Annotated in this window: 14 protein-coding genes, 1 tRNA gene and 2 pseudogenes; 6 read left to right on the top strand and 11 right to left on the bottom strand. The window is 62.9% G+C overall.

The window, feature by feature from the left end:
• Positions 1-231 precede the first annotated feature (231 nt).
• A tRNA-Val gene (locus FU658_RS04885) sits at positions 232-306 on the bottom strand.
• Positions 307-363: 57 nt separating this feature from the next.
• Positions 364-2,384: pseudogene (uvrB, locus tag FU658_RS04880) on the bottom strand (excinuclease ABC subunit UvrB).
• A 218-nt stretch (positions 2,385-2,602) separates the two neighbouring features.
• Here uvrB and FU658_RS15950 point away from each other — a divergent pair.
• Positions 2,603-2,857, top strand: coding sequence for a carbon storage regulator (locus tag FU658_RS15950; protein ID WP_147891031.1), 255 nt, complete (start codon positions 2,603-2,605; stop codon positions 2,855-2,857).
• 204 nt (positions 2,858-3,061) lie between these two features.
• Here the strand turns inward: FU658_RS15950 and FU658_RS04870 are convergent, their stop codons facing one another.
• Entirely contained in the window at positions 3,062-3,289 is a 228-nt protein-coding gene (locus tag FU658_RS04870; protein WP_147891030.1) for a hypothetical protein, read from the bottom strand.
• A gap of 292 nt (positions 3,290-3,581) precedes the next feature.
• Between FU658_RS04870 and FU658_RS04865 the strand changes: the two genes are divergently transcribed.
• Positions 3,582-4,148, top strand: coding sequence for a hypothetical protein (locus tag FU658_RS04865; RefSeq protein WP_147891029.1), 567 nt, complete (start codon positions 3,582-3,584; stop codon positions 4,146-4,148).
• Between the two features lie 320 nt (positions 4,149-4,468).
• Here the strand turns inward: FU658_RS04865 and FU658_RS04860 are convergent, their stop codons facing one another.
• The 3 genes from FU658_RS04860 to FU658_RS04850 form a co-directional block, all read right to left on the bottom strand.
• Complete coding sequence (locus FU658_RS04860; RefSeq protein ID WP_147891028.1) at positions 4,469-6,355, bottom strand: P-loop NTPase fold protein; 1,887 nt, start codon at positions 6,353-6,355, stop codon at positions 4,469-4,471.
• Between the two features lie 43 nt (positions 6,356-6,398).
• Positions 6,399-7,808 (bottom strand): YopA family protein, encoded by a 1,410-nt coding sequence (locus FU658_RS04855; RefSeq protein ID WP_147891027.1) that lies wholly within the window; start codon positions 7,806-7,808, stop codon positions 6,399-6,401.
• A gap of 987 nt (positions 7,809-8,795) precedes the next feature.
• A complete protein-coding gene (locus FU658_RS04850; RefSeq protein ID WP_147891026.1) occupies positions 8,796-9,194 on the bottom strand; it encodes a hypothetical protein in 399 nt (132 codons plus the stop codon).
• A gap of 114 nt (positions 9,195-9,308) precedes the next feature.
• Here FU658_RS04850 and FU658_RS14330 point away from each other — a divergent pair, with 114 nt between their 5' ends.
• From FU658_RS14330 to FU658_RS15090, 3 genes are all read left to right on the top strand, one after another.
• Complete coding sequence (locus FU658_RS14330) at positions 9,309-9,812, top strand: hypothetical protein (RefSeq protein WP_187265922.1); 504 nt, start codon at positions 9,309-9,311, stop codon at positions 9,810-9,812.
• A 413-nt stretch (positions 9,813-10,225) separates the two neighbouring features.
• Positions 10,226-11,077, top strand: coding sequence for a hypothetical protein (locus tag FU658_RS15095; protein WP_255505416.1), 852 nt, complete (start codon positions 10,226-10,228; stop codon positions 11,075-11,077).
• Between the two features lie 152 nt (positions 11,078-11,229).
• Complete coding sequence (locus tag FU658_RS15090) at positions 11,230-11,598, top strand: hypothetical protein (protein WP_255505415.1); 369 nt, start codon at positions 11,230-11,232, stop codon at positions 11,596-11,598.
• A 903-nt stretch (positions 11,599-12,501) separates the two neighbouring features.
• Here FU658_RS15090 and aspS read toward each other — a convergent pair.
• Positions 12,502-14,249, bottom strand: a pseudogene (gene aspS / locus FU658_RS04830) (aspartate--tRNA ligase).
• A 181-nt stretch (positions 14,250-14,430) separates the two neighbouring features.
• On the bottom strand, positions 14,431-14,982 hold the full coding sequence (locus tag FU658_RS04825) for a hypothetical protein (RefSeq protein WP_255505430.1): 552 nt from the start codon (positions 14,980-14,982) through the stop codon (positions 14,431-14,433).
• 217 nt (positions 14,983-15,199) lie between these two features.
• Between FU658_RS04825 and FU658_RS04820 the strand changes: the two genes are divergently transcribed.
• Positions 15,200-16,471, top strand: a complete 1,272-nt coding sequence (locus FU658_RS04820) for an MFS transporter (protein WP_147891098.1) — start codon at positions 15,200-15,202, stop codon at positions 16,469-16,471.
• A gap of 21 nt (positions 16,472-16,492) precedes the next feature.
• Here the strand turns inward: FU658_RS04820 and FU658_RS04815 are convergent, their stop codons facing one another.
• The 3 genes from FU658_RS04815 to FU658_RS04805 all read right to left on the bottom strand — a co-directional run bounded on the left by FU658_RS04815 (position 16,493) and on the right by FU658_RS04805 (position 20,128).
• Positions 16,493-16,798: an FmdB family zinc ribbon protein gene (locus tag FU658_RS04815; protein ID WP_147891024.1), complete on the bottom strand. Its 306-nt coding sequence runs from the start codon at positions 16,796-16,798 to the stop codon at positions 16,493-16,495.
• 67 nt (positions 16,799-16,865) lie between these two features.
• Entirely contained in the window at positions 16,866-18,563 is a 1,698-nt protein-coding gene (locus tag FU658_RS04810) for an amidohydrolase (protein WP_255505414.1), read from the bottom strand.
• Between the two features lie 104 nt (positions 18,564-18,667).
• Positions 18,668-20,128, bottom strand: a complete 1,461-nt coding sequence (locus tag FU658_RS04805; protein ID WP_147891023.1) for an alpha/beta fold hydrolase — start codon at positions 20,126-20,128, stop codon at positions 18,668-18,670.

Genomic DNA, 20,128 nt, shown 5'->3' with positions numbered 1-20,128 from the left:
GTCGCGCCGCCGGTACTGGCCCGTGCAAGCTTCGATCAATGGCTGCGCGTAGTCCTCATGTCGCACGCTCGGCGGCCGTTTCGGCGGACGCCACCTCTGGCAGGGCCGCGGCCCGATGCCGCGACGATGGTGGAACGGTATTCCGGCCCCGGTCCAAGGTCAACGCCCGGAAGCCGGATACGACAACGGCCGGACAGGCCGGCCGCTTCTCGGGATCACGCCGTGGAGGCGTGGTGGGCGGTACAGGGTTCGAACCTGTGACCCCTACCATGTCAAGGTAGTGCTCTACCGCTGAGCTAACCGCCCAAGAGCCGCGCAGTATAGCGGCAGTTCCGGGCCCGCACAATCACCCCCGGCCCCGGTTCAGGACTGCAGCGAGGCCTCGCGGACGCGGTGGATCTCGTCGCGCAGCCGCGCGGCCTCCTCGAACTCCAGGTCCTGGGCGTGCTTGTACATGCGCTGCTCCAGCTCGCTGAGCTTGGCCGAAAGCTGCTTCGCACTCATCGCGGCGTAGTTGGGCGCCTCGTCGGCCACCTGCCGGCCCTTGCCGCGTCCGCGACCGGCCTTGTCGGCCTTGGCATCGCGCGCGCCTTCCATGATGTCGGTGACCGGCCGGATGATGGTCTGCGGCTCGATGCCGTGCTCGGCGTTGTATTCCACCTGCTTGGCGCGGCGGCGGTCGGTCTCGTCCAGTGCCGCCTGCATCGACTTCGTGACCTTGTCGGCATACAGGATCGCCTTGCCGCGCACGTTTCGCGCGCGCGGCCGATGGTCTGGATCAGCGAGCCGGCCGAGCGCAGGAAGCCCTCCTTGTCGGCGTCCAGGATCGCCACCAGCGACACCTCGGGCATGTCCAGGCCCTCGCGCAGCAGGTTGATGCCGACCAGCACGTCGAACCGGCCCAGGCGCAGGTCGCGGATGATCTCCACCCGCTCGACGGTGTCCACGTCGGAGTGCAGGTAGCGCACGCGCACGTCGTGTTCGGACAGGTACTCGGTCAGGTTCTCGGCCATGCGCTTGGTCAGCGTCGTGATCAGCACCCGGTCGCCCATCGCCGTGCGCAGGTTGATCTCCGAGAGCACGTCGTCGACCTGGGTCGCCACCGGGCGGATCTCGACCTCCGGATCGATCAGGCCGGTCGGCCGCACCACCAGCTCCACCACCTGGTCGCCGGACTTCTCCAGCTCGTACTTGCTGGGCGTGGCCGAGACGAAGATCGAGCGCGGCGCGCGCAGCTCCCATTCCTCGAACTGAAGCGGCCGGTTGTCCAGCGCCGAGGGCATGCGGAAGCCGTACTGCACCAGGGTTTCCTTGCGTGCCCGGTCGCCGCGGTACATGCCGCCGATCTGCGGCACGGTGACGTGCGACTCGTCGACCACCAGCAGCGCGTCGGGCGGGAGGTAGTCGTACAGGCACGGCGGCGGCTCGCCGGGCATGCGCCCGGTCAGGTGCCGGGAGTAGTTCTCGATGCCCTGGCAGTAACCCACCTCGGCCAGCATCTCCAGGTCGAAGGTGGTGCGCTGCTGCAGCCGCTGGGCCTCGACCAGCCGGTTCTCCGCATACATGCGCTCCAGCGTTTCCTTCATCTCGGCCTTGATCGTCTCGATCGCCTCAAGCACGGTGCGCCGCGAGGTCACGTAGTGCGACTTGGGGTAGATCGTGAAGCGCTGGAGCTTGCGCAGCACCTCGCCGGTCAGCGGGTCGAACATCGCCAGGTTCTCGATCTCGCCGTCGAACAGCTCGATGCGCAGCGCCTCCATCTCAGACTCGGCCGGGTGGATGTCGATCGTCTCGCCGCGAACGCGGTAGCAGCCACGGCGCAGTTCGAACTCGTTGCGCGAGTACTGCATCTCGGTCAGCCGCCGGATCAGCTCGCGCTGGTCGATGCGCTCGCCGCGCACCATGTGCAGCACCATCCGGAAGTACTCCTCGGGACTGCCGAGGCCGTAGATGGCCGACACGGTGCACACGATCAACGCATCCTTGCGCTCCAGCAGGGCCTTGGTCGCCGACAGCCGCATCTGCTCGATGTGCTCGTTGACGTTGGAATCCTTCTCGATGAAGGTGTCCGTCGACGGCACGTAGGCCTCGGGCTGGTAGTAGTCGTAGTAGCTGACGAAGTACTCGACCGCGTTGTTCGGGAAGAACTGCTTGAACTCACCGTACAGCTGCGCGGCCAGCGTCTTGTTCGGCGCCATCACGAGCGTCGGCTTCTGAACCGCCTGGACCACGTTGGCGATCGTGTAGGTCTTGCCCGAGCCGGTGACGCCCAGCAGCGTCTGGTGCGCCAGGCCGGACTCGAAGCCCTTCACCAGCTTTTCGATCGCCGCCGGCTGGTCGCCGGCGGGCTGGAACGGCGATACGAGTTCGAAGCGGTCGCTCATCGGCAGGCTGCAGGCGCGGGTCAGTCGGTCAGTATAGCTACGCGGTGTGAATCGTTCCTCGACGCCGTTCGAGAAGGACCATAAGCAGCGCCGAGTCCTTTGAATCAGACCAGCCGCTGCCGTCTGCACCGATCACGCTCCTACCCGCAGAACCGGCGGACGTCGGACACGTCTACTGTTCGCATATCATCACTCCCGGGGCCGAGACTCAACGCCGTATGCAAGCCACTCTAAGGAAGGAGGCCAGAATGCTTTCACTGATCCGCCGTCGTGGTCAAAGAATCCGGGTCGGAGATGACATCGAGGTCGTCGTGGTCAACGTCGATGGCAACGAGATCCGCTTGGGCATAGCCGCGCCACCTGAAGTTCGTGTTCTTCGGCCTGAGGCCCACGAGAAGGCCCAGCGGCACAGTACGCCTGTAGTCTCCGACACGGCCCCGGTTGTGCGGTACAGGCGTAGCCGTCGGACCTGACCTTCCCCCGACAGTTTCTCTAGGCGATGGACCAACTTCATTTACAAAGCGCTTCAATCGGCGCGAGTGGGACCAGCGGCTGTCGCCAGAAGCGGCCCTTGGTCGCTGTCTAGGGCTATTGGGGAAAAAGTGCCATCAGGCATGTCGCCGCGGCCGAGAAGCTCAAGGCCACGAGGTCGCTCGGTCAGAGTTGACGAGGAGGATCTAACGGGGCTGCTGTGCCGATCCCCGTGAACGAAGAACACTCGTGACGCGACCGATAACGTACAGGAGCGCACCTGCTAGCAGCAGGAAGGCGAAGGCGTAATTGACTGCGGGACCGCCAACAGCAGGAATGACGAGCGTAGCAAACAGCAAAACCACGGAAGCAACGATCATCAGGACTGCCGCACGCAGGTAGATGTTGGAAAGTCCAAAAAATCGATTGCTCATGCCTTACTCCGATACCCGTACAGGAGGTAAGCCTAACAAGAACCCGTTTCGGGGGGGAACCGCAAAGCGGTTTCCCCGGACCGCCCAGTTTTTCGTAGACATACGGGACGACCGCTTCGTATCGGCCTCGGGCAGCGGTCACTAGGTCGACATACGGCCAGGAGCGGCCGGTGAGGCCGTCTACAGAAAGCTGGACGATCCAATGCGCGAATCCTTTCTCCGAGCTCAACCATCCACTCAAAGCGCTAGTAGGTCGGATACGCTGTGGGCTACTTAAGTTGCGGCGGTCGCCATGGCTCTTCTCCAAGCAAGCAACCTCGAAGTTTTCTCGCTGACTGTCAGCGACGGTGGCAAATGGTCGACATCACCTGCGTTATCGGGTCACGCGATCAAGCGATGTGGAAAGATCTACATGCTAGTCGGATCACCAAATGACGCGACCATCGTCTACGTCGGCCAGACAATCTCGGCGATCGCTACCCGGTTCCACGGCGGCTTCCGAGCCAAGGCTCGTTATAAGTACCAATGGTCCGTGCGACGGGGTAGCTATCAACTCTTCGTCTGGGACCTTAGCGCCTACTCTGCTTCGAGGTCCCTTCTTGAGGCCGTGGAGGCCGAACTCGTTCTGGGAGCACGTATCGCTCAGAAGGGCTGGCCGAAGTACCAAACTGGGATCCACTTCCGACACCTCGTCGACCATCGCGGCCGACAGATCGCGCCTCGCTTGGCGATTGAAATGATGGGTCACTTTTACGATCACGCAGGTACCCGCGACGATCCAAGAGACTCGAAAGCTTTGGACCAAGAGCGCGAGCTAGTTATTTCGCAAATGGAGAAATTGATCCTCCCTGGCTCATGAAGAACCTTTCGCTTGCTGCCGAGGCTGTGTGAAAACTCCGACGATGCCGTTTAACGCTCAGTTCGCCGCCTCGAGACTCGCTCGTATGTAGATTCTGAGGCTGCTCGATTCTCAGAGGCGCTCAGATTCGTACTTGTGGCGCGGCCGCCAGAAGTGGCAAAGATTTTTCACTCAGCCTCGGCCAGAAATGGTCGTTCTCGCCTAATCTTGAGCTTGACTGTGCTTCAGAGCAGGCAAGGGGCACAGGCGATCGCATCACTTGCGGACCGCGTTGAAGTTGGTAGGCGCTAACATTTTAGCAGTGACTACCTACACCCCTGTCAAGGGAGATCGGTATTCTTGGTTCGTGTTGACTGCCCCTCAGTAACCGTCAATACAAACCGCTTCAGTCCGCGCGCAAGCCCGCAAAGTGCTGCCTGCTCCAGAGTAAATACACCCTCCTCGGGCAGATCGGCATCAATTACACGCGCCAACTGCACGGCAAACGGAGCCTCCTTCTCAGTGTATTCGGCAATGTTTGAAACGGAGAGCCGGCGCGCATAGAATTTCGACATGCGGTGGATCGCAGGCCTTCCAGCTCTGATTAGGCGTTCGTATATCTCGGCTGGCTCTGCATCAACGAAGGGAACGGCAGTAGCCTCCCACTCACTCTCGTCCTCACCTTCAATAATTGCCAGCTGGAGGCGACGATTTCCCGCTTCTTCCTCTTTAGCGCGGACTCGTACTTCAAGTTCCTCAAGTGCTTTAATAACCGCATCGCGATTGGCATCGGACTTTTCCGGCCAGATATGGAGCTCAGCTCCGATTCCCCCGGCCGGATCACAACGACTAATGATGTCTAAAATCGTCTCTCTACACCAATCTGCATCCTCTGGGATCAGTCTCTCACGTGACAGATGATCGAGAATTTCGTGGGCAGTCAGAATGTCTTGGAGCCTTTCGAAGTGGCGATTTGAAAGTAAAGCATGGAGTTCTACTATCGCCTTTTCGAAATCGTCTTCGCTCATAGACCGGTAGCTGCGGAACTGCTCAAGTAGCGTTTGACCCTGCCTATCTGGTTCTCCAAAGAGACCGAAATCATTAGCTAAAGCATCAGCGTCATAAGGTTGACCTCGGACATATGCGGCGAAGCTCGCAGAGGCGGGCCACCCGTAGGCTTCCGTATCAAACCCTAGACTCTGCATGAGATCTCCAGACTGCTGAGAGTCTGACGATTCGCCATCCGCCCCTTGGGTTTCATTGAAACTTTGCCTGAAGGCCAGGGCAATCCCCAAGTCCCCCTGTTCAAAAATATGAGCAACAAGAGGTGCACTAGCCGGATTCCTGCTTACCGCTATCGTATGGAAAGTGATGGCCGAAAGCAGTGCATTTAGAGAGATCGACCGATTATTAGGCCACTCCATGCGTGATAGAAGGGTGTTGACTTCGTCCAACACTGCGCGCACCGTGCGGAGGTTACGCAATTCTTTTTCCAAAAACAGACTAATCATCTCCGATTTTTTCTCAAGAAGGCACGCCCGGACTCTTTCAATGCGGTACTCGTTTACTGTACTCGAAAAAAACGATTCCAAAGCCGGCTGCACATCATAAGAGCGAGCAATGATTCGCTCTTTGCACTCTGGATAGCCATTTAAAGTAAGCGCTCTTTTTTCATCCGCGATTAGGACAACGTGTAGGTTTGCGTCATCTAGCACGGAGACAATGAACCCGAGCAGCACTTTAAAGTCTCCGCCAAAGCGCTCAATGTCATCGATGCATATAACCGTCCTGTTAGGTCTGACATCTGCCTTGAGCTTGATGTCGCTAGGTTCAACCTTCACCCAACGCAACAGCGCTCTTCCTACCACAGCGCCGGTTTCTTGGAGGATCCCGGGTCCCATGTCTTCTATTGAGGCTAGAAAGAGCGAGCGCTCAATTTCTTCCAAGGTCGCCAACCCTGCCACTGAAAATGTTATGTCATGGCTCCCCTTCGGCAGGTATTTCTTCTTGAATTCTTGCCAATAGAAAGATTTGCCGACCCCCCAGTCTCCTCGCAGCAGAACCGCATAGGATGGTGTTGGAGTGTTGAGATATTGAATGAGCTTGTCGCTGATGCTGTCAATAGTCACTCCTTGCCCCCTAAAAGTGCTGCGTGAACGGTGTACCCCACGCATTTTCAAGTGACGGTTAAACAACCAATTCTTGAGAACTTTTAGCCAGCCTTTCATTTTCTACAGAAAATCCGCAGCGAGCAATCTGGAGAAGCATACCTCATGAAGTTATCCCTGCCTTCTGTTTTTTATACCATGGCACGAAACTCATCTCGCCTATCATGCGATTCTCATATTTCCCGCTGTATTCGCATAGCGCAAGAATTGCGAGCTCTAGATACCAGAGACCTAGCCTCCAAGCATCAATGTAACAATCTTCCATCTCCTGCTTGGCAACAGGGTGGACGAGCGAATTTCGGATGTACGTAAATGCGTGCGGCCCATCGGTAAATTTCGAACCGCTATTTAATTCGTTAAAACGCTTGATTTCCGGCAAATCTTCCGTGATTTCGATCGGTATTTTTAAGCTAGACAACAGCATGCGTATTCGATCCGAAGCACGTAACGCATTGAACTGTTCCGCGGAAAGAACCTTTTGATCAATAACAGCATGATGGTGGGCGAGTCGCTCTAACGCGGACTGGGTTAATATTATGGCAGCCCCAATGCTGGGCATTCTTCCTTCAGTCGTCGCTTGCGTATACCAGTAGATAGCGGTACTTAAGCAATCTCTCCAATTGGGAGATAGATTCCATCGTTTCTCGAACAGAGGAAACAACATCTCTGCTTGGCTCCCATCCTCTGTTGAGAACCATGTGTTCACTTCGTGATCGCTGGTGGGGTGATCAAAACTACGCCATGCTGTGACACCATCAGTACAGAGCGCGACATTGTAGGCCAACGAGTAATTCCGGCCTTTGACAAAAGAAAGGAAGCTTGCAAGCATTTCACGCTGAAGCTCGAACTCAGCGAGCGTAAGCGCGGCACAGTCCTTTCGCTCCAGCTTGGCAACATGCGTCAGGTGGCAACCACCTTCAGCTTTGATTCGCCTCCATGCGCTGCCTGTTGCGCCTCGCGGAAGCCCTTGAATCCAAACGCGACTCTCCCGAGACTCTAGAATGAGTAGCGCGCCAAACGACGACGCGCCAAAGTGTACAGACTGGTTTCCCCTAAAATTCGGGAAATTAAACAGGTGCAGAATGACAGAAGTAACGGACCGGGAATCAATATCGCCAAAATACAACGGCATGGCGCCGGGGCTCCAGTCCAGCTCGATACTACTTACGCTCGAATTCAGGATTGATGCCGGCCTGACAACTTGACGTCTAGTTGCAAAACCGTCAATTCGTTGGCCTTCGAAGACAAATTCCATGGTCGATTCGAGAGCCCCAGCCACGAACACGTACTCGAAATTATTGTCTTGGGCGCGCTGAAATTTGGTCTCGATACAGAATCGCGGCTCCGGCAAAAATCGCAAAAGCATTTCACCGTTTCCAGTAAGCGTTTCGCTAGGAAAATACAATTTCGCAGAACCTTGCGACAGTACAACGGGGCTGCGTGCGTCAGAAATAGTCAACTTTGCTTCGATGGGCACAAAACCACCGGGCTGAAGCGGCTCTGACAGGCTCATGGCCTCTGACTCGAGTTTGCAGCTTCGTCAGTTGTTTTGATTCCTGGCACTGACGTCTCCTTGGAGGTCCCCCTCCAATAGTATTCGAATGCTCTCGACGTCGGCTTCGGGTCGACATGCGCCTGTCGGCCAAAAGCAGCCGGTGGAGTCAGGCGCTAACTGCCGCCAGAAAGCTCAAGGCCAGGAGATCACTCGGGCAGAGTTGACGGGAAGCTCCTAACGGAAGTTAGCCGGCACCTGCGTGCTCCCCAAAAAGCGGGATGTGCTGCTCGATAGACTCGTGGGAGACAAACACGGGGGAGATCTCCGCTTCTGCCGCGCAGCTCAAGACGAACGCTTGTGGTGCAGCGAGGACGATATCGAAGTCTTCGTACCCGCCATACCGTCGGCTCGAATGAATTGTTGGGCCACGCTACCAGCTGATGTGCAGGGTTGTGAGTGTGGTCGGCTGAACGCCGTAGCCCAAGCTAGCTAGCGCAGCCACGACATCATTAACCAGATCCTTATCACCAACTACGTCCATTACGGCACGCTCACCGCGGCTTGCTGCGTCAGCTATTTTTGGTCCGATTACGTTGCATACAACATGCGCCACTCTCGGTGAAGAATTGGTCTCGATCATGTTGATACGTGTTGCAATTGCTGCTGCTTCTGCTGCGTCTAGCATACACTTCTCCAAGTGCCCTTTCCTACTTTCAGAGGATACACTGGCGCCAGCCGGTGCTACTGGAACGCGCGCTTACGGCGCGCTTCAGGCGAACGCACTATCCAAGCTCTTAACAGTGCCAATCACAGCTGGTTCGCGAAGCCGTGCCTGATTCGCGGCCGCCCATCGTACAGACATCGTCGCGGTTGGCCGCGGATTGTCCCATCGGGCCAGTCGAAAACAGCGATGGGGAAACCCTCACACTTCCGCCTAGCCTTCAAGATAACCGGCAGGCCCCGCTTACCGGAGCACGTCCGGCTGATCGAAGGGTTAGGCAGTTCTCACCACGACAGAATCTTCTGGTTGAACTTGACGCAGACGAATGAAGCACAGACACGGCCCTTTGTTCTGATTTCCTTCTTCGAGAAGTTGGCGCAGATCTCTGCATTGATCCTGGCCGCATCTCCGCCCGCCGATTTCTTAACCTTGACGCACGGCTTTTCAGCAGTGAGCGTCGCGGTGAGGATGCGACTGCCGGCTAGGTACGCGACGACAACGATCTTTTCGGCCGAAACGCTTTTTACGCAAACTTTGAAAACGTTGATGCTCCAGCACGCATCGAGTGGCTCGTCCGCGAGGAAGACGCTTACGTCGTCTCCATTGGCTGCGAGCAACTCGAGGTCCAATTCACTCAGATTCGTCTTTTCATTCGGTTCAATTACGAGGAAGTCGGGTTCCATACGTGATCCTTTGAAGTTCCATGGGGACATTTCTTTAGTTACAGAAGCCGATACCTCATTGAGGCGCGGAAGCGATGGGAAGCTTTTAGTCTTCCAAGAGGCCAGGTAGTTCCGGTGCGTTCAGTATACAAAGCGAATGAAAACTGGCAAGAGATTGAAAAGCAAGACTCCCAAGCTCTGCGGAACCGCGTAGCGGTTTCCGCTGGAAGGCGAAGTTCGGCTCAGTGCCAAAGCTTAAGGCAAGGGGCTACCTCCTTCTCCAGTAATGCGAGCTATCTGCTAGCAGAGTCCCTGCACGCAGAGGTCGACCTCTCGGCAAATTGTTTCAGGCACTTCGACGAAGCGATCCAGCTCTTCACAAAAGAGGAATACTTTCAGCGGCGGGATTCCGACTTCAACATGACGATGAAGAACCCTGCGCACATCAAGGCTAGGTCAAGCAAGGTCTTCAAGATCAATGGCCCGCTGAAAACGGAAAGCTGGGTTGAGTTCTGCTGCTACTTCTATACAGCCAATCCGCTTACCTGCGAGTACGTCAGCGGTGAGTATCCGAAGCACGTCATGGAGATCCTCGCGAGGATCTGGGACCACGCATCGCAACGCGCCAGCAAGACCTAACTCCACCACAGAAAACAGGGGTCGGGTTGGTGTTCTTCAGTCGTGAGACGGCATTGCCGTGACAGACGGGAAGGCTTGAACGGCGTAGGCACTGCTGTTGGACGTGTCTCATCGGCCAGGATAACCAACACCCCCCCTGTTTCGGTGGCCGCGACCGTGCAGGCCTGACGGAGGAACTCCACGGGAAGCGTGACCCCGCTGCCGATTGGATGGCATTCGGCGATAAACTGGAGGAGCACTAAGACATCTCGCAGTTTGCGCTTGTCCACGCGTTGTAGGCAGCGACCACCGCGCGTACTTCGGAGACGCCGTGCCGCGTGCCCCTCGTCGCTTCGCGCCGGCGCCTCATGCCTCCGCGTCGCAGTCAGCCGCTTCGGCAGCCCCCCATGCAACTCGACCACGGAGGTTCCTCGATGCACCCGATCAGCCTGGCGCGCTTCGATGCCTTGGCCGCCTACTGTCGTCTAGGACCGGCCATGGGGTTGATCGAGGAGCATTCGTGGTACGAATCGGAGGACGGCCGACTGCTTGGCCTAGTGCTGCGCGACGTCACCGATGGCGACTATCAGGCGGCGTTCCTCGCCCGCGACAGTGTCGAGCGCTTCCGCTGGATCCACGGCACGGAATTCTTCGACATGTCCGAGGGCGCGATCACCGCGTTGAACGAGCAGGCCTCGGGGTTGCTGGCCAGGCTGGAGGACGAGCGCGGCCAGGGCGATGAGCCCGCCCGGGCCGTGGATTTCTTCACTCTGCAGGTGCCGCAGGATCGCCTGCACCCGCACTTCGCCATCTTGCGCAAAGGCGAAGGCTACAGCCCGGCGCGAGAGCTCATCAGCGCGTTGATGCGCTGGCACGATGACATCGACGGCAATTACGTCGAGCAGTTTCAGTCCACCGCATTCGATGCCCGGTTACTGGAGCTGTACGTGTTCGCGTTGCTGGTGGAAAACGGCTTCGTCGTGAGGCATCAAGGCGCCGCGCCCGACTTCCTGGCCAATGACGGCCGCGGCGAGCTCGCCATCGAGGTCACGACGGTCAATCCTACAGTCAAACGCGGCCAGATCGTCCCCGCCCCGGAGCCGGAAACGCCCGAAGAGACGACGGCCTACCTCAAGCAGTACATGCCGATCAAATTCGGAAGCGCCTTGTTCTCGAAGCTGCGCCGCCGGTACTGGGAGCTGCCGCACGTTGCCGGCAGGCCGCTGTTGTTCGCAATTCAAGACTTCCATGCACCGCAATCCATGATCGCGCGCGCACGGGCCTAGGCATCTACCTATACGGCTACGACCATGATTGGCACCACGACGCGCAGGGCCAGCTGGTAATCGAACCGCAGCGGGTCGCCGAGCATCGCTGGGGCGACAAAGTCATCCCGTCCGGTTTCTTCGACCAAGAAGGCGCCGAGCACGTCAGCGCGGTGCTGTTCAACAACAGCGCGACCCTGCCCAAGTTCAACCGGTTGGGCTACGTAGCCGGTTTCGGGTCGCGCCGCGTGCGGATGGTGCGCACGGGAACGGCCTTTAATCCCGATCCGAACGCAGCCGAACCGTTTCGCTTCGCGATGGCCGTCGACGAGGACTACCAAGAAACCTGGTCCGAAGGGCTGGACATCTTCCACAACCCTCGCGCCGTTCACCCGCTGGACCCGCGCCACTTCCCGACGGCCATGCATCACCACCTTCAACCCGATGGTCAGGTCCTTTGCCGTAGGCTAGTCGCGGACTTTCACCCGCTCGGGTCGATGACGAGCATTCTGGTGCCGCCGGACGACGACGCGGCAGCCTGACGTGTCCGGCTTTCAACTCCGGTCCCGGGAGAGCGATTGGACCTGAACGCTCCTCAGCGAGGGCCTGCTTGGTGGCACGATGTCGAGTGACTCGACTATTTGGCGACCGACTGCTGTGGGTCGACTGCGGCTACTCGCGCGACGACCTAGAAGCCGAGCAGCGAGCTCAGATTAGTCCTCTCTCAACAATGGCCAGCTGCCCGAGCGGCATCGGGTACACAGGGCGGCGGGATCCGGCTAGATTCTAAGCACCTCCCCCACCCGGTATGTCCATGCCTTTCCCGATTGATGCCCTCTCCTACTCCGAGCTCGAGGCCCTGGAGGCGCAGATCGCGATTCGTAAACGGGAGTTACACCGAAAGAATGCGGAGACGGTGCGCTCGGAACTCGTGAGAGCCGTCCAGGCCGAAGGCCTGACGATCGAGGAGGTGTTCGGACCTTCTCCAGGCCGCAAGCTTCCTCAAGTGAGGTACCGGAATCCGGACAACCCCAAGCAGACGTGGCCGGGGCGCGGCCGCGCCGAAATGGATGCGCGAGAAACTGGCGCAAGGTGTGCCGCCCGAAGCGCTCGCCATCAGTGGGTAGCGCCCCGAACGCCGACTTCTCGGGCGACCTGGCCGGACGCGTAACGCCAGGCGATCGGGGCAGCAAAAGCGTGCCTACGTGCCAGGCGGTCCGCTAGCGGAAAGCCCTGCAGTGCGCTGTCGGAGAATCTCCCGTCAGTCGAAGGGTTGGGCTCGCTCATGCGTAACAGCGACCCACGTAGCTGCCCAAGTCGTTACGGCAGCATTTCGTATCGTTCGACTACACCCGGATTGGTGGAGCGCGCACGCCCGGAAACCTTCAGTTATGGGCGGCCCTAATCAGGGCGGAGTCGACAAGCGAGTCGGGTAATGCACCCATTCAGTCAATCGTGCGGACGTGGAGTTCCTTTAGTTGCGCCTCGGCGATCGGCGACGGCGCGTCGGTCAGCAGGCACTGCGCCGACGCGGTCTTCGGGAACGCGATGACATCGCGGATCGACTCGGTGCCAGCCATCAGCGCGGCGATGCGGTCGATGCCGAAGGCGATGCCGCCATGCGGCGGCGCCCCGTAGCGCAGCGCCTCGAGCAGGAAGCCGAACTTCGCCTGCGCCTCCTCGGCGCCGATGCCGAGCAGCTCGAACACCGCCGCCTGCATGTCCGGACGGTGGATGCGGATCGAGCCACCACCGATCTCGTTGCCGTTGAGCACCATGTCGTAGCCACGGCTCAGCGCCAGCCTTGCGTTGGCGCGCAAATCGGCGACGTCGTCGATCGACGGCGCGGTGAACGGGTGGTGCAGCGCGACGTACCGGGCCGCCTCCTCGTCATACTCGAACATCGGGAAATCGGTGACCCACAGCGGCGCCCAGGTGTTAGACACGCGGCCCAGGTCACGGCCCAGCTTCAGGCGCAGCGCGCCCATGAAGTCGCACACGGTCTTGTACGGGCCGGCACCGAAGAACACGATGTCGCCATTGCCCGCCCCCACCGCCGCGACGATCGCATCCAGCGTCGCGTCGTCGAGGAACTTGGCGATCGGCGAGTTGATGCCTTCGCGGCCCTTGGCCAGGTCGTCCACGCGAAGCCAGGCCAGGCCCTTGGCGCCGTACTTGGCGCAATGCGCGGCATAGTCGTCGATCTGCTTGCGCGAGAAGCCGGCCTCGGGCGCACGCAGCGCCACCACGCGGCCGTCGGCGTGGGTGGCCCAGTCGGTGAACACCTTGAAGCCACACGCCTTGACCTGGTCGGCGATATCGACCAGCTCCAGGTCGATGCGCAGGTCGGGCTTGTCCGAACCGAAGCGGCGCATCGCCTCGGCGTAGCTCAACCGCGGGAACGGCGTCGGCAGCTCCACGCCCTGCACGTCGCGGAACACCCGGGTGATCATGTCCTCGACGAAGTCCTGGACGTCGCGCTCCTCGACGAAGGCGAACTCCATGTCGAGCTGGGTGAACTCCGGCTGGCGGTCCGCGCGCAGGTCCTCGTCGCGGAAGCAGCGCGCGATCTGGTAGTAGCGGTCCATGCCCGCCATCATCAGCAGCTGCTTGAACAGCTGCGGCGACTGCGGCAGTGCGAAGAACTCGCCGCCATGCACGCGCGAGGGCACCAGGTAGTCGCGCGCGCCCTCGGGCGTGGCCTTGGTCAGGATCGGCGTCTCGATGTCCTGGAAGCCGGCCGCATCGAGCTGCTGGCGCAGCGCGCGAACCAGCGCGCTGCGCTTGCGCAGCATCGCCTGCATCTGCGGGCGGCGGATGTCGAGGTAGCGGTACTTGAGGCGAATGTCCTCACCCGGATTCTCGTGGGCGTAGAACGGCAGCTTGTCGGCCTTGTTGAGGATCTCGATGGCCTCGGCCACGATCTCCACCTGGCCCGAGCGCAGCTTGTCGTTGACGCTGTGGCGGGCCCGCACGGTGCCGGTGATGCGCACGCAGTCCTCGTAGCCGACCTCGGCCGCCCGGGCGAAGACCGCCTGGCCGGGCTCGGCCACCACCTGCACGATGCCCTCGTGGTCGCGCAGGTCGATGAAGCACACCCCGCCCAGGTTGCGGGCGACGTCGGCCCAGCCGCACAGGGTGACGCTCTGGCCGATCAGGTCTCGTCGATGAGACCGCAGTAGTGGGTACGCATGGGTGCTCCGGGCGGCCGGTGGCGGGCCGCGGGTAGGGATGTCGGGGGCGAAAATGGTAGGGCGCGGCGGGGGGCGAAGCAAACAGGCCCGCCGAAGCGGGCCTGTCGAACCGGCAGTCTCGCACGCCGGACGGGCGGATCGGGCCGCTCACCGTCCGACGGTGTCTTCCCCGGGGTCGGCTTATTCGTAGCCCCACGGGGTCGGCGGCGTGTCGACCGGGGTGGTCAGGTCGAATTCGACCTTGAACATGCGGCCGCTCGGGCGGGAGAGTTCATAGAGGAAGCGATCGCCAGGCTCGATCTCCATCGCCCAGGTGTTGGTGACCGACACCTCGAGGCCCTGCTCGTTGAACATGTCGATCGACTCCTGGTCGACCGGGAACTCCTGGCGCACCTCGGTGCCCGGCCGGTCGCTCTCGCCGCCGTACATCGTCAGCGGGTCGTCGGAACCGTCCTCGACGCGATGGTCGTGCTTGAGGCGCAGGCCGCCGTTGGTGCGGGTGAGGATCCAGGTGCGGCTGTGGTTGTCGCCGACATGGAACGGCACCTTCAGCTCGCCCTCGCTGCACTCGCGCACGTGCATGACCAGTCGGCGGCCCTCGAAGGCATCCTCGGCCGGCGGATCCTCGCCGCGCGGCGGCGTGTTGTCGATGATCCGGCCCTCGAACGCCTGGCCGCAATGCTGGGCGATGCGCGCAAGGAACGCGTCCGCCGGTGCCGCGGGTGTCTCCATCGTGCTCGCTTCGGTCTCGACCGGGTCGGCCTCCGGCCGGATCTGGTCGTGCTCGGGCGACATCTGACCGGGCTGATCGCCGCATCCGGCAAGCAGGACGGCCAATGTCAGCGGACTCAGTGTCGCGAGGATGACGTGCTTGGCTGCCATGCGGTTTCTCCGTGATAGGTTTGTCGTGAAACCCCATCCTAGCTTCCGCGACCCCCAGATGCACTTCCTGGCCCCCATCGCCGCGCTGCTCGTCGGCGTCGCCCTGCTCCTGCTGGGTGGCGGACTGCTGGGCACCCTGCTCGCGGTGCGCGGTTCCGGGGAAGGCTTCAGCGACGCGGTGGTCGGCATCGTGATGTCGGGCTATTTCGTCGGCTTCTTCCTCGGCACGTTCCTCGCGCCCGGCATCATCCGGAGGATCGGGCACATCCGCGCCTTCGCCCTCTTCGCCGCGCTGGCCACGTGCGCGGTACTGATGCACGTCGTTCTGGTGTCGCCGGCGTGGTGGTTCGCCTTCCGCGTGGTCACCGGAATCGCGCTGGTCGCCCTGTACACCGTCATCGAGAGCTGGCTGAGCGCCCGCTCCGAGCCGATCGAGCGGGGTCGGGTCTTCGCGGTGTACATGGCGGTCACGCTGGCGGCGCTGGCGGCGGGCCAGCACCTGCTGCGACTCGACGACGGCGGCGCACTGCTGTTCGCGCTGGTGGCGATCCTGGTGTGCGCGGCGATGATCCCGGTCACGCTGACCAGCCAGGCCCAGCCGGTCCTGCACGACACCCCCCGACTCAACCTCCTCCACCTGTACCACAGGGTTCCCACCGCGGTCGCAGGCGCGCTCTTCTCGGGCCTGGCCATGGGTGCGTTCTGGGCGCTCGGCCCGCTGTTCGCGACCCGCAGTGGCCTCATCGACAGCCAGATCGCCTGGTTCATGAGCATCGGCATCCTCGGCGGCATGCTGCTGCAGTGGCCGATCGGACGCCTGTCGGATCGCCATGACCGGCGCTATGCGTTGCTGGCCGTGGCGATCCTGGCAGCCGTCGTGGCCTTCGTGGGGGCATTCGCCGGCGGCGAGCCCGGAGCGCAGCGCCTCGGCGTGCTGTACGTGGTGGTGTTCCTCTACGGCGGACTGGCGTTCGCGATCTATCCGGTCAGCGTGGCCCACCTGATGGACCACCTGGAGCCGTCGGATCTGCTGCAGGGCAGCTCCACGGTCCTGCTGCTGCACGGGGTTGGTGCCGCCCTGAGCCCGTTGCTGGCCGGCGTGGCCATGGGCCGCTTCGGACCGGACGCCCTGTGGATGTTCTTCGCGATCACGCAACTGCTGCTGGCCGTGGCGGTCGCCTGGCGGCTGCTGGTCCGCCGTCGCGCGGCGACCTTCGACGGGCACTTCCTGCCGATGTTGCGCACCACGCCGGCGGCACTGGACATGATCCCGGACGCGGAGCCGGCGCGTGGGCCCGGCACCGACGAAGACGAGGACGACACCCCGCCGGCGTTGTAGGACCGGCCGCAGCCGGCCGCCTCAGCCCGCGGTCGGAGCCGTCGCGGCGGGCTTGGCCTTGGTTTCCGTCGCCGGCGCAGTCGTCGTGGACGGCGCGGAAGCCGGCGTCGCGGCCTCGCCGGCCAGGTTGCGCTTCTTGTCCTTGTCGGACTTGAAGTCGGTCTCATACCAGCCCGAACCGGCCAAACGGAACGAAGGCGCCGTCACCTGGCGCTTCACCGCTTCGCTGCCACAGGCCGGGCAGGCGCTGGGATCGGCGTCGGAGAGCTTTTGCAGTCGGTCGAAGGCGTGGCCGCAGTCGCTGCATCCAAATGAGTAGATCGGCATGGTGGTCAGGTTCCCTGGGGAGCCGGAACGCCCGGCAGCGCGAATAATGGGGCTTTTCGCCGCCGGATCAAGTCCCGTCGACCCCGCCGCCTGCTTCGAACACGGGTTCGCCATCCACCCATGTCGAGTGCACCCGCAACTCCAGCAGCCCGCTGGCCGGGACCTGCGCGGGATCCTGGTCGAGTATCACGAAGTCGGCGGCCAGCCCCGGCACCAGCCGGCCGGTCCGGCCCTCGTCGAAACCGGCGTGGGCGGCATCGGCGGTGAAGCCCGACAGCGCCTCGAGCAGGCCCAGGCGCTGCTCCGGATACCAGCCGCCCGGCGGTCGGCCCTGTGCATCCTGCCGCGTCACGGCCGCGAACAGTCCCAGGCGCGGGTCCACCTGTTCCACCGGGAAATCCGAGCCCAGCGCCAGGCGCACCCCCGCGTCGAGGAAGCTGCGCCATGCGTACGCGCCGGCAATGCGTCGCGGGCCCACGCGGTCCTCGGCCCAGGGCATGTCGGACGTCGCGTGGGTCGGCTGCATGGAGGCGATCACGCCGAGCTCGGCGAAGCGCGGGATATCGCCCAGCGCCACGACCTGCGCATGCTCGATGCGCCAGCGGTGGTCGTCACCGGCGTCCTCGCCCAGCACCCGGCCCATGCGCTCGAGCGCGATCCGGTTCGCCCGGTCACCGATGGCGTGCGTGGCCACCTGGATGCCACAGCGGCTGGCCTTGGCCATCGCCGACTCCAGCGCGTCCGGCGCGGTCACCAGCAGGCCGCGGTTGCCGGAGTCGTCGGAGTAGTCCTCCATCAGGGCCGCGCCACGGCTGCCGAGCGCGCCATCGCCATAGAGCTTCACCCCTCGCATCTGCAGGCGACCGCCCTCGTGCTGCAACGGGCCGAACGCGCACAGCGCGGTCAGCGCATCGCTGTCGCCATCGGCGTAGGCATTCACGCGCAGCGGCAGCCGCCCGGCGTCGGCGAAAGCGCGGTAGCGCTGCAGGTCGGCCAGCGAGACGCCCATGTCGTGCACGCCGGTCAGGCCCAGTCGCACCGCCTCGGCCAGTGCACGCTCGAGGGCCTCGTCGAGCAGGGCCTCGTCGGCCGCGGGAATCGCCGCGGCGATCAACTGCGGCGCGTCGATGAACACACCGGTGGCCTGGCCCTGCGCATCACGCAGGATGCGTCCGCCCTCCGGCTGCCAATCGCCGCTGAAATCGCTGTCGGCCAGGCGCAGGGCCGCACTGTTGGCCCAGCCTGCATGGCCGTCCACCCGGGTCAGCCAGACGGGTCGGTCGGGAAAGGCCTCGTCGAGGTCGGCGGCCGTCGGGAATGCCTGCCCCGGCCAGCGGTTCTGGTCCCAGCCCCTGCCCGTCAGCCACGCACCTTCGGGAAGGTCGCGCTCGAAGGCCTGCATGCGCTCGATCACCTCCTCCACGCTGTCGGCGCCCGCGAGGTCCACGCTCATCAGTGCCAGCCCCAGGTTCATCAGATGGGCATGCGCATCGATCAGGCCGGGCACCACCGCGCGCCCACCGGCGTCGATCTCGCGCGCACCGGGGTGTGCCGCCCGCACCTGGGCCAGCGAACCGACGGCGAGGATGCGCCCGTCGGTACCCCAGGCCAATGCCTGGGCGGACGGCCTTTCCGGGTCGCTGGTATGGATGTGGGCGTTCACCAGCACGGTGGCCTCGTTGGCCTGCGCGTTGCCAGCACCCAGTGCGATGGCCATGGCCAGCGCGGCCCCCAGCGTCAGTTCCAGTCCACGTCGCATCGCCATTCCCCCAGCGTCCAGTTCAGTCCGACACTGTAGCCGGTCCGGACCCAAGTAAAAGGGCCGCCCATCCGGACGGCCCTTGCAGGGCAGCGGTCGCGCGCAGGCGCTCAGCGATAGCCGTAGACCGGTGCCACGTCCACGCGCACCTGCAGGCGGTCGCCGGGATGGTGGTCGGTGACGGTCTGGTAGGTGCGCCCGCCATAGCGATAGGTCACCTCGTAGCCATCCACGCGCTGCTGGCGCACATGTTCGGTGACGCTGCGGCAACGCTCCTCGTACACCGTCTGGCCGTAGCCCGGCGAGCGGGCATGGTACGGGTCGCGCTGCATGTCGCGCGCCACTGCGCCGCCCAGCGCGGCGCCTGCCGCCGTGGTCGCCACCCGGCCCCGGCCACCGCCGAACTGGTTGCCCACGACGCCACCCACGATGGCGCCGAGCACCACCCCGGCATCGCTGCCCCGACGCGACGGGTAACGCTCGTATCGGGCCTGGACCGGCTCGTCCCAGCACTCCTGGCGCCGCACGGGACGATCCTCCCACGCGATCAGGGGATCGACCCGGAGCACCTGCGCCCAGTCGTACTGCTCGTGCCCGCGCTGCCCGTGCTGCGCGCGGTAGCCATGCGCAGGCGCATGAGCGGGCGGGCCGTAATGGTAGCCACGCGCTTGCGCGGTGGAGGGCAGCACGCCGGTGAGGCCCACGCCTCCGGCGGCCAATGCGAGAACCAGGATTCGAATGTTCATCAACGTCCTCCGGGGCCGCGCGGATCGGGGCCTCGAGGTGGATGCTGGTGGGTTCCCGATTAAATGGCCCTGAACGCCGGAATCGCGTTTACCCAGCGGACAGCCGCCTGCACCGTGGTGCGCGCCGGGTCGCCCAGCAGGGGGGGCGACGTGGCCGATTCGCGGCAGCACCACATGGTCGAAGCCCATTGCAGAGGCCATCGCGGCGGAAGCATCGGCGGGGATGTCCTCGTCGTCCCCCGAACACAACACCACGGTCGGACAACCCGGCGCCTGGACCTCCACCCCCGACCAGGCCTGGCGAAGGGCCTCGGCGGACTCGTCGCGCCAGCGCCGGAAGGCGTGCAGGGTCGACGCCGGATCGCTTCCGGGCATCGCACGACGCGTGCCCTCCAAGCGGGCCCGTAGCCCCCAGGGCACGATGGGACCCGCGTCCTCGCGCGGCGGCAGCTGCCGGTGCCAGGGCGCCGGCGGGACCGGGTTCACCAGCACGAGGCCGCGCACCGCGTTCCCTGGAGCAGCCATCAAGGCCAGCAGCCCGCCCAGGCTCGCCCCGATCAGCAGGCGCGGAGGACGGGCCTGTCGCAGCGCCTCCGCCACCTGGTCCCGATAGTCCTGCAACAGCGTGGCCTCCAGGCCGGCATCCCGCGCTCGCAATTCCAGTTCGTGGACCGCGAAGCCTGCTGCGCGCAAGCGAGGAGTCCAGCGGCGCCACTCCCAGGCCCCGCCTCCGGCGCCGTGGACCAGCAGGGCCGAGCCCGCGCACAACGGCAGTTCCGGCGTCCAGGGACCGGGATCGTCATCGATCTCGAGGCCGCCGCTCAT

The organism is Alkalisalibacterium limincola, assembly GCF_008017755.1.
Taxonomy (GTDB): Bacteria; Pseudomonadota; Gammaproteobacteria; order Xanthomonadales; family Xanthomonadaceae; genus Alkalisalibacterium; species Alkalisalibacterium limincola.
This window is presented reverse-complemented; position numbering and strand designations above follow the sequence as displayed.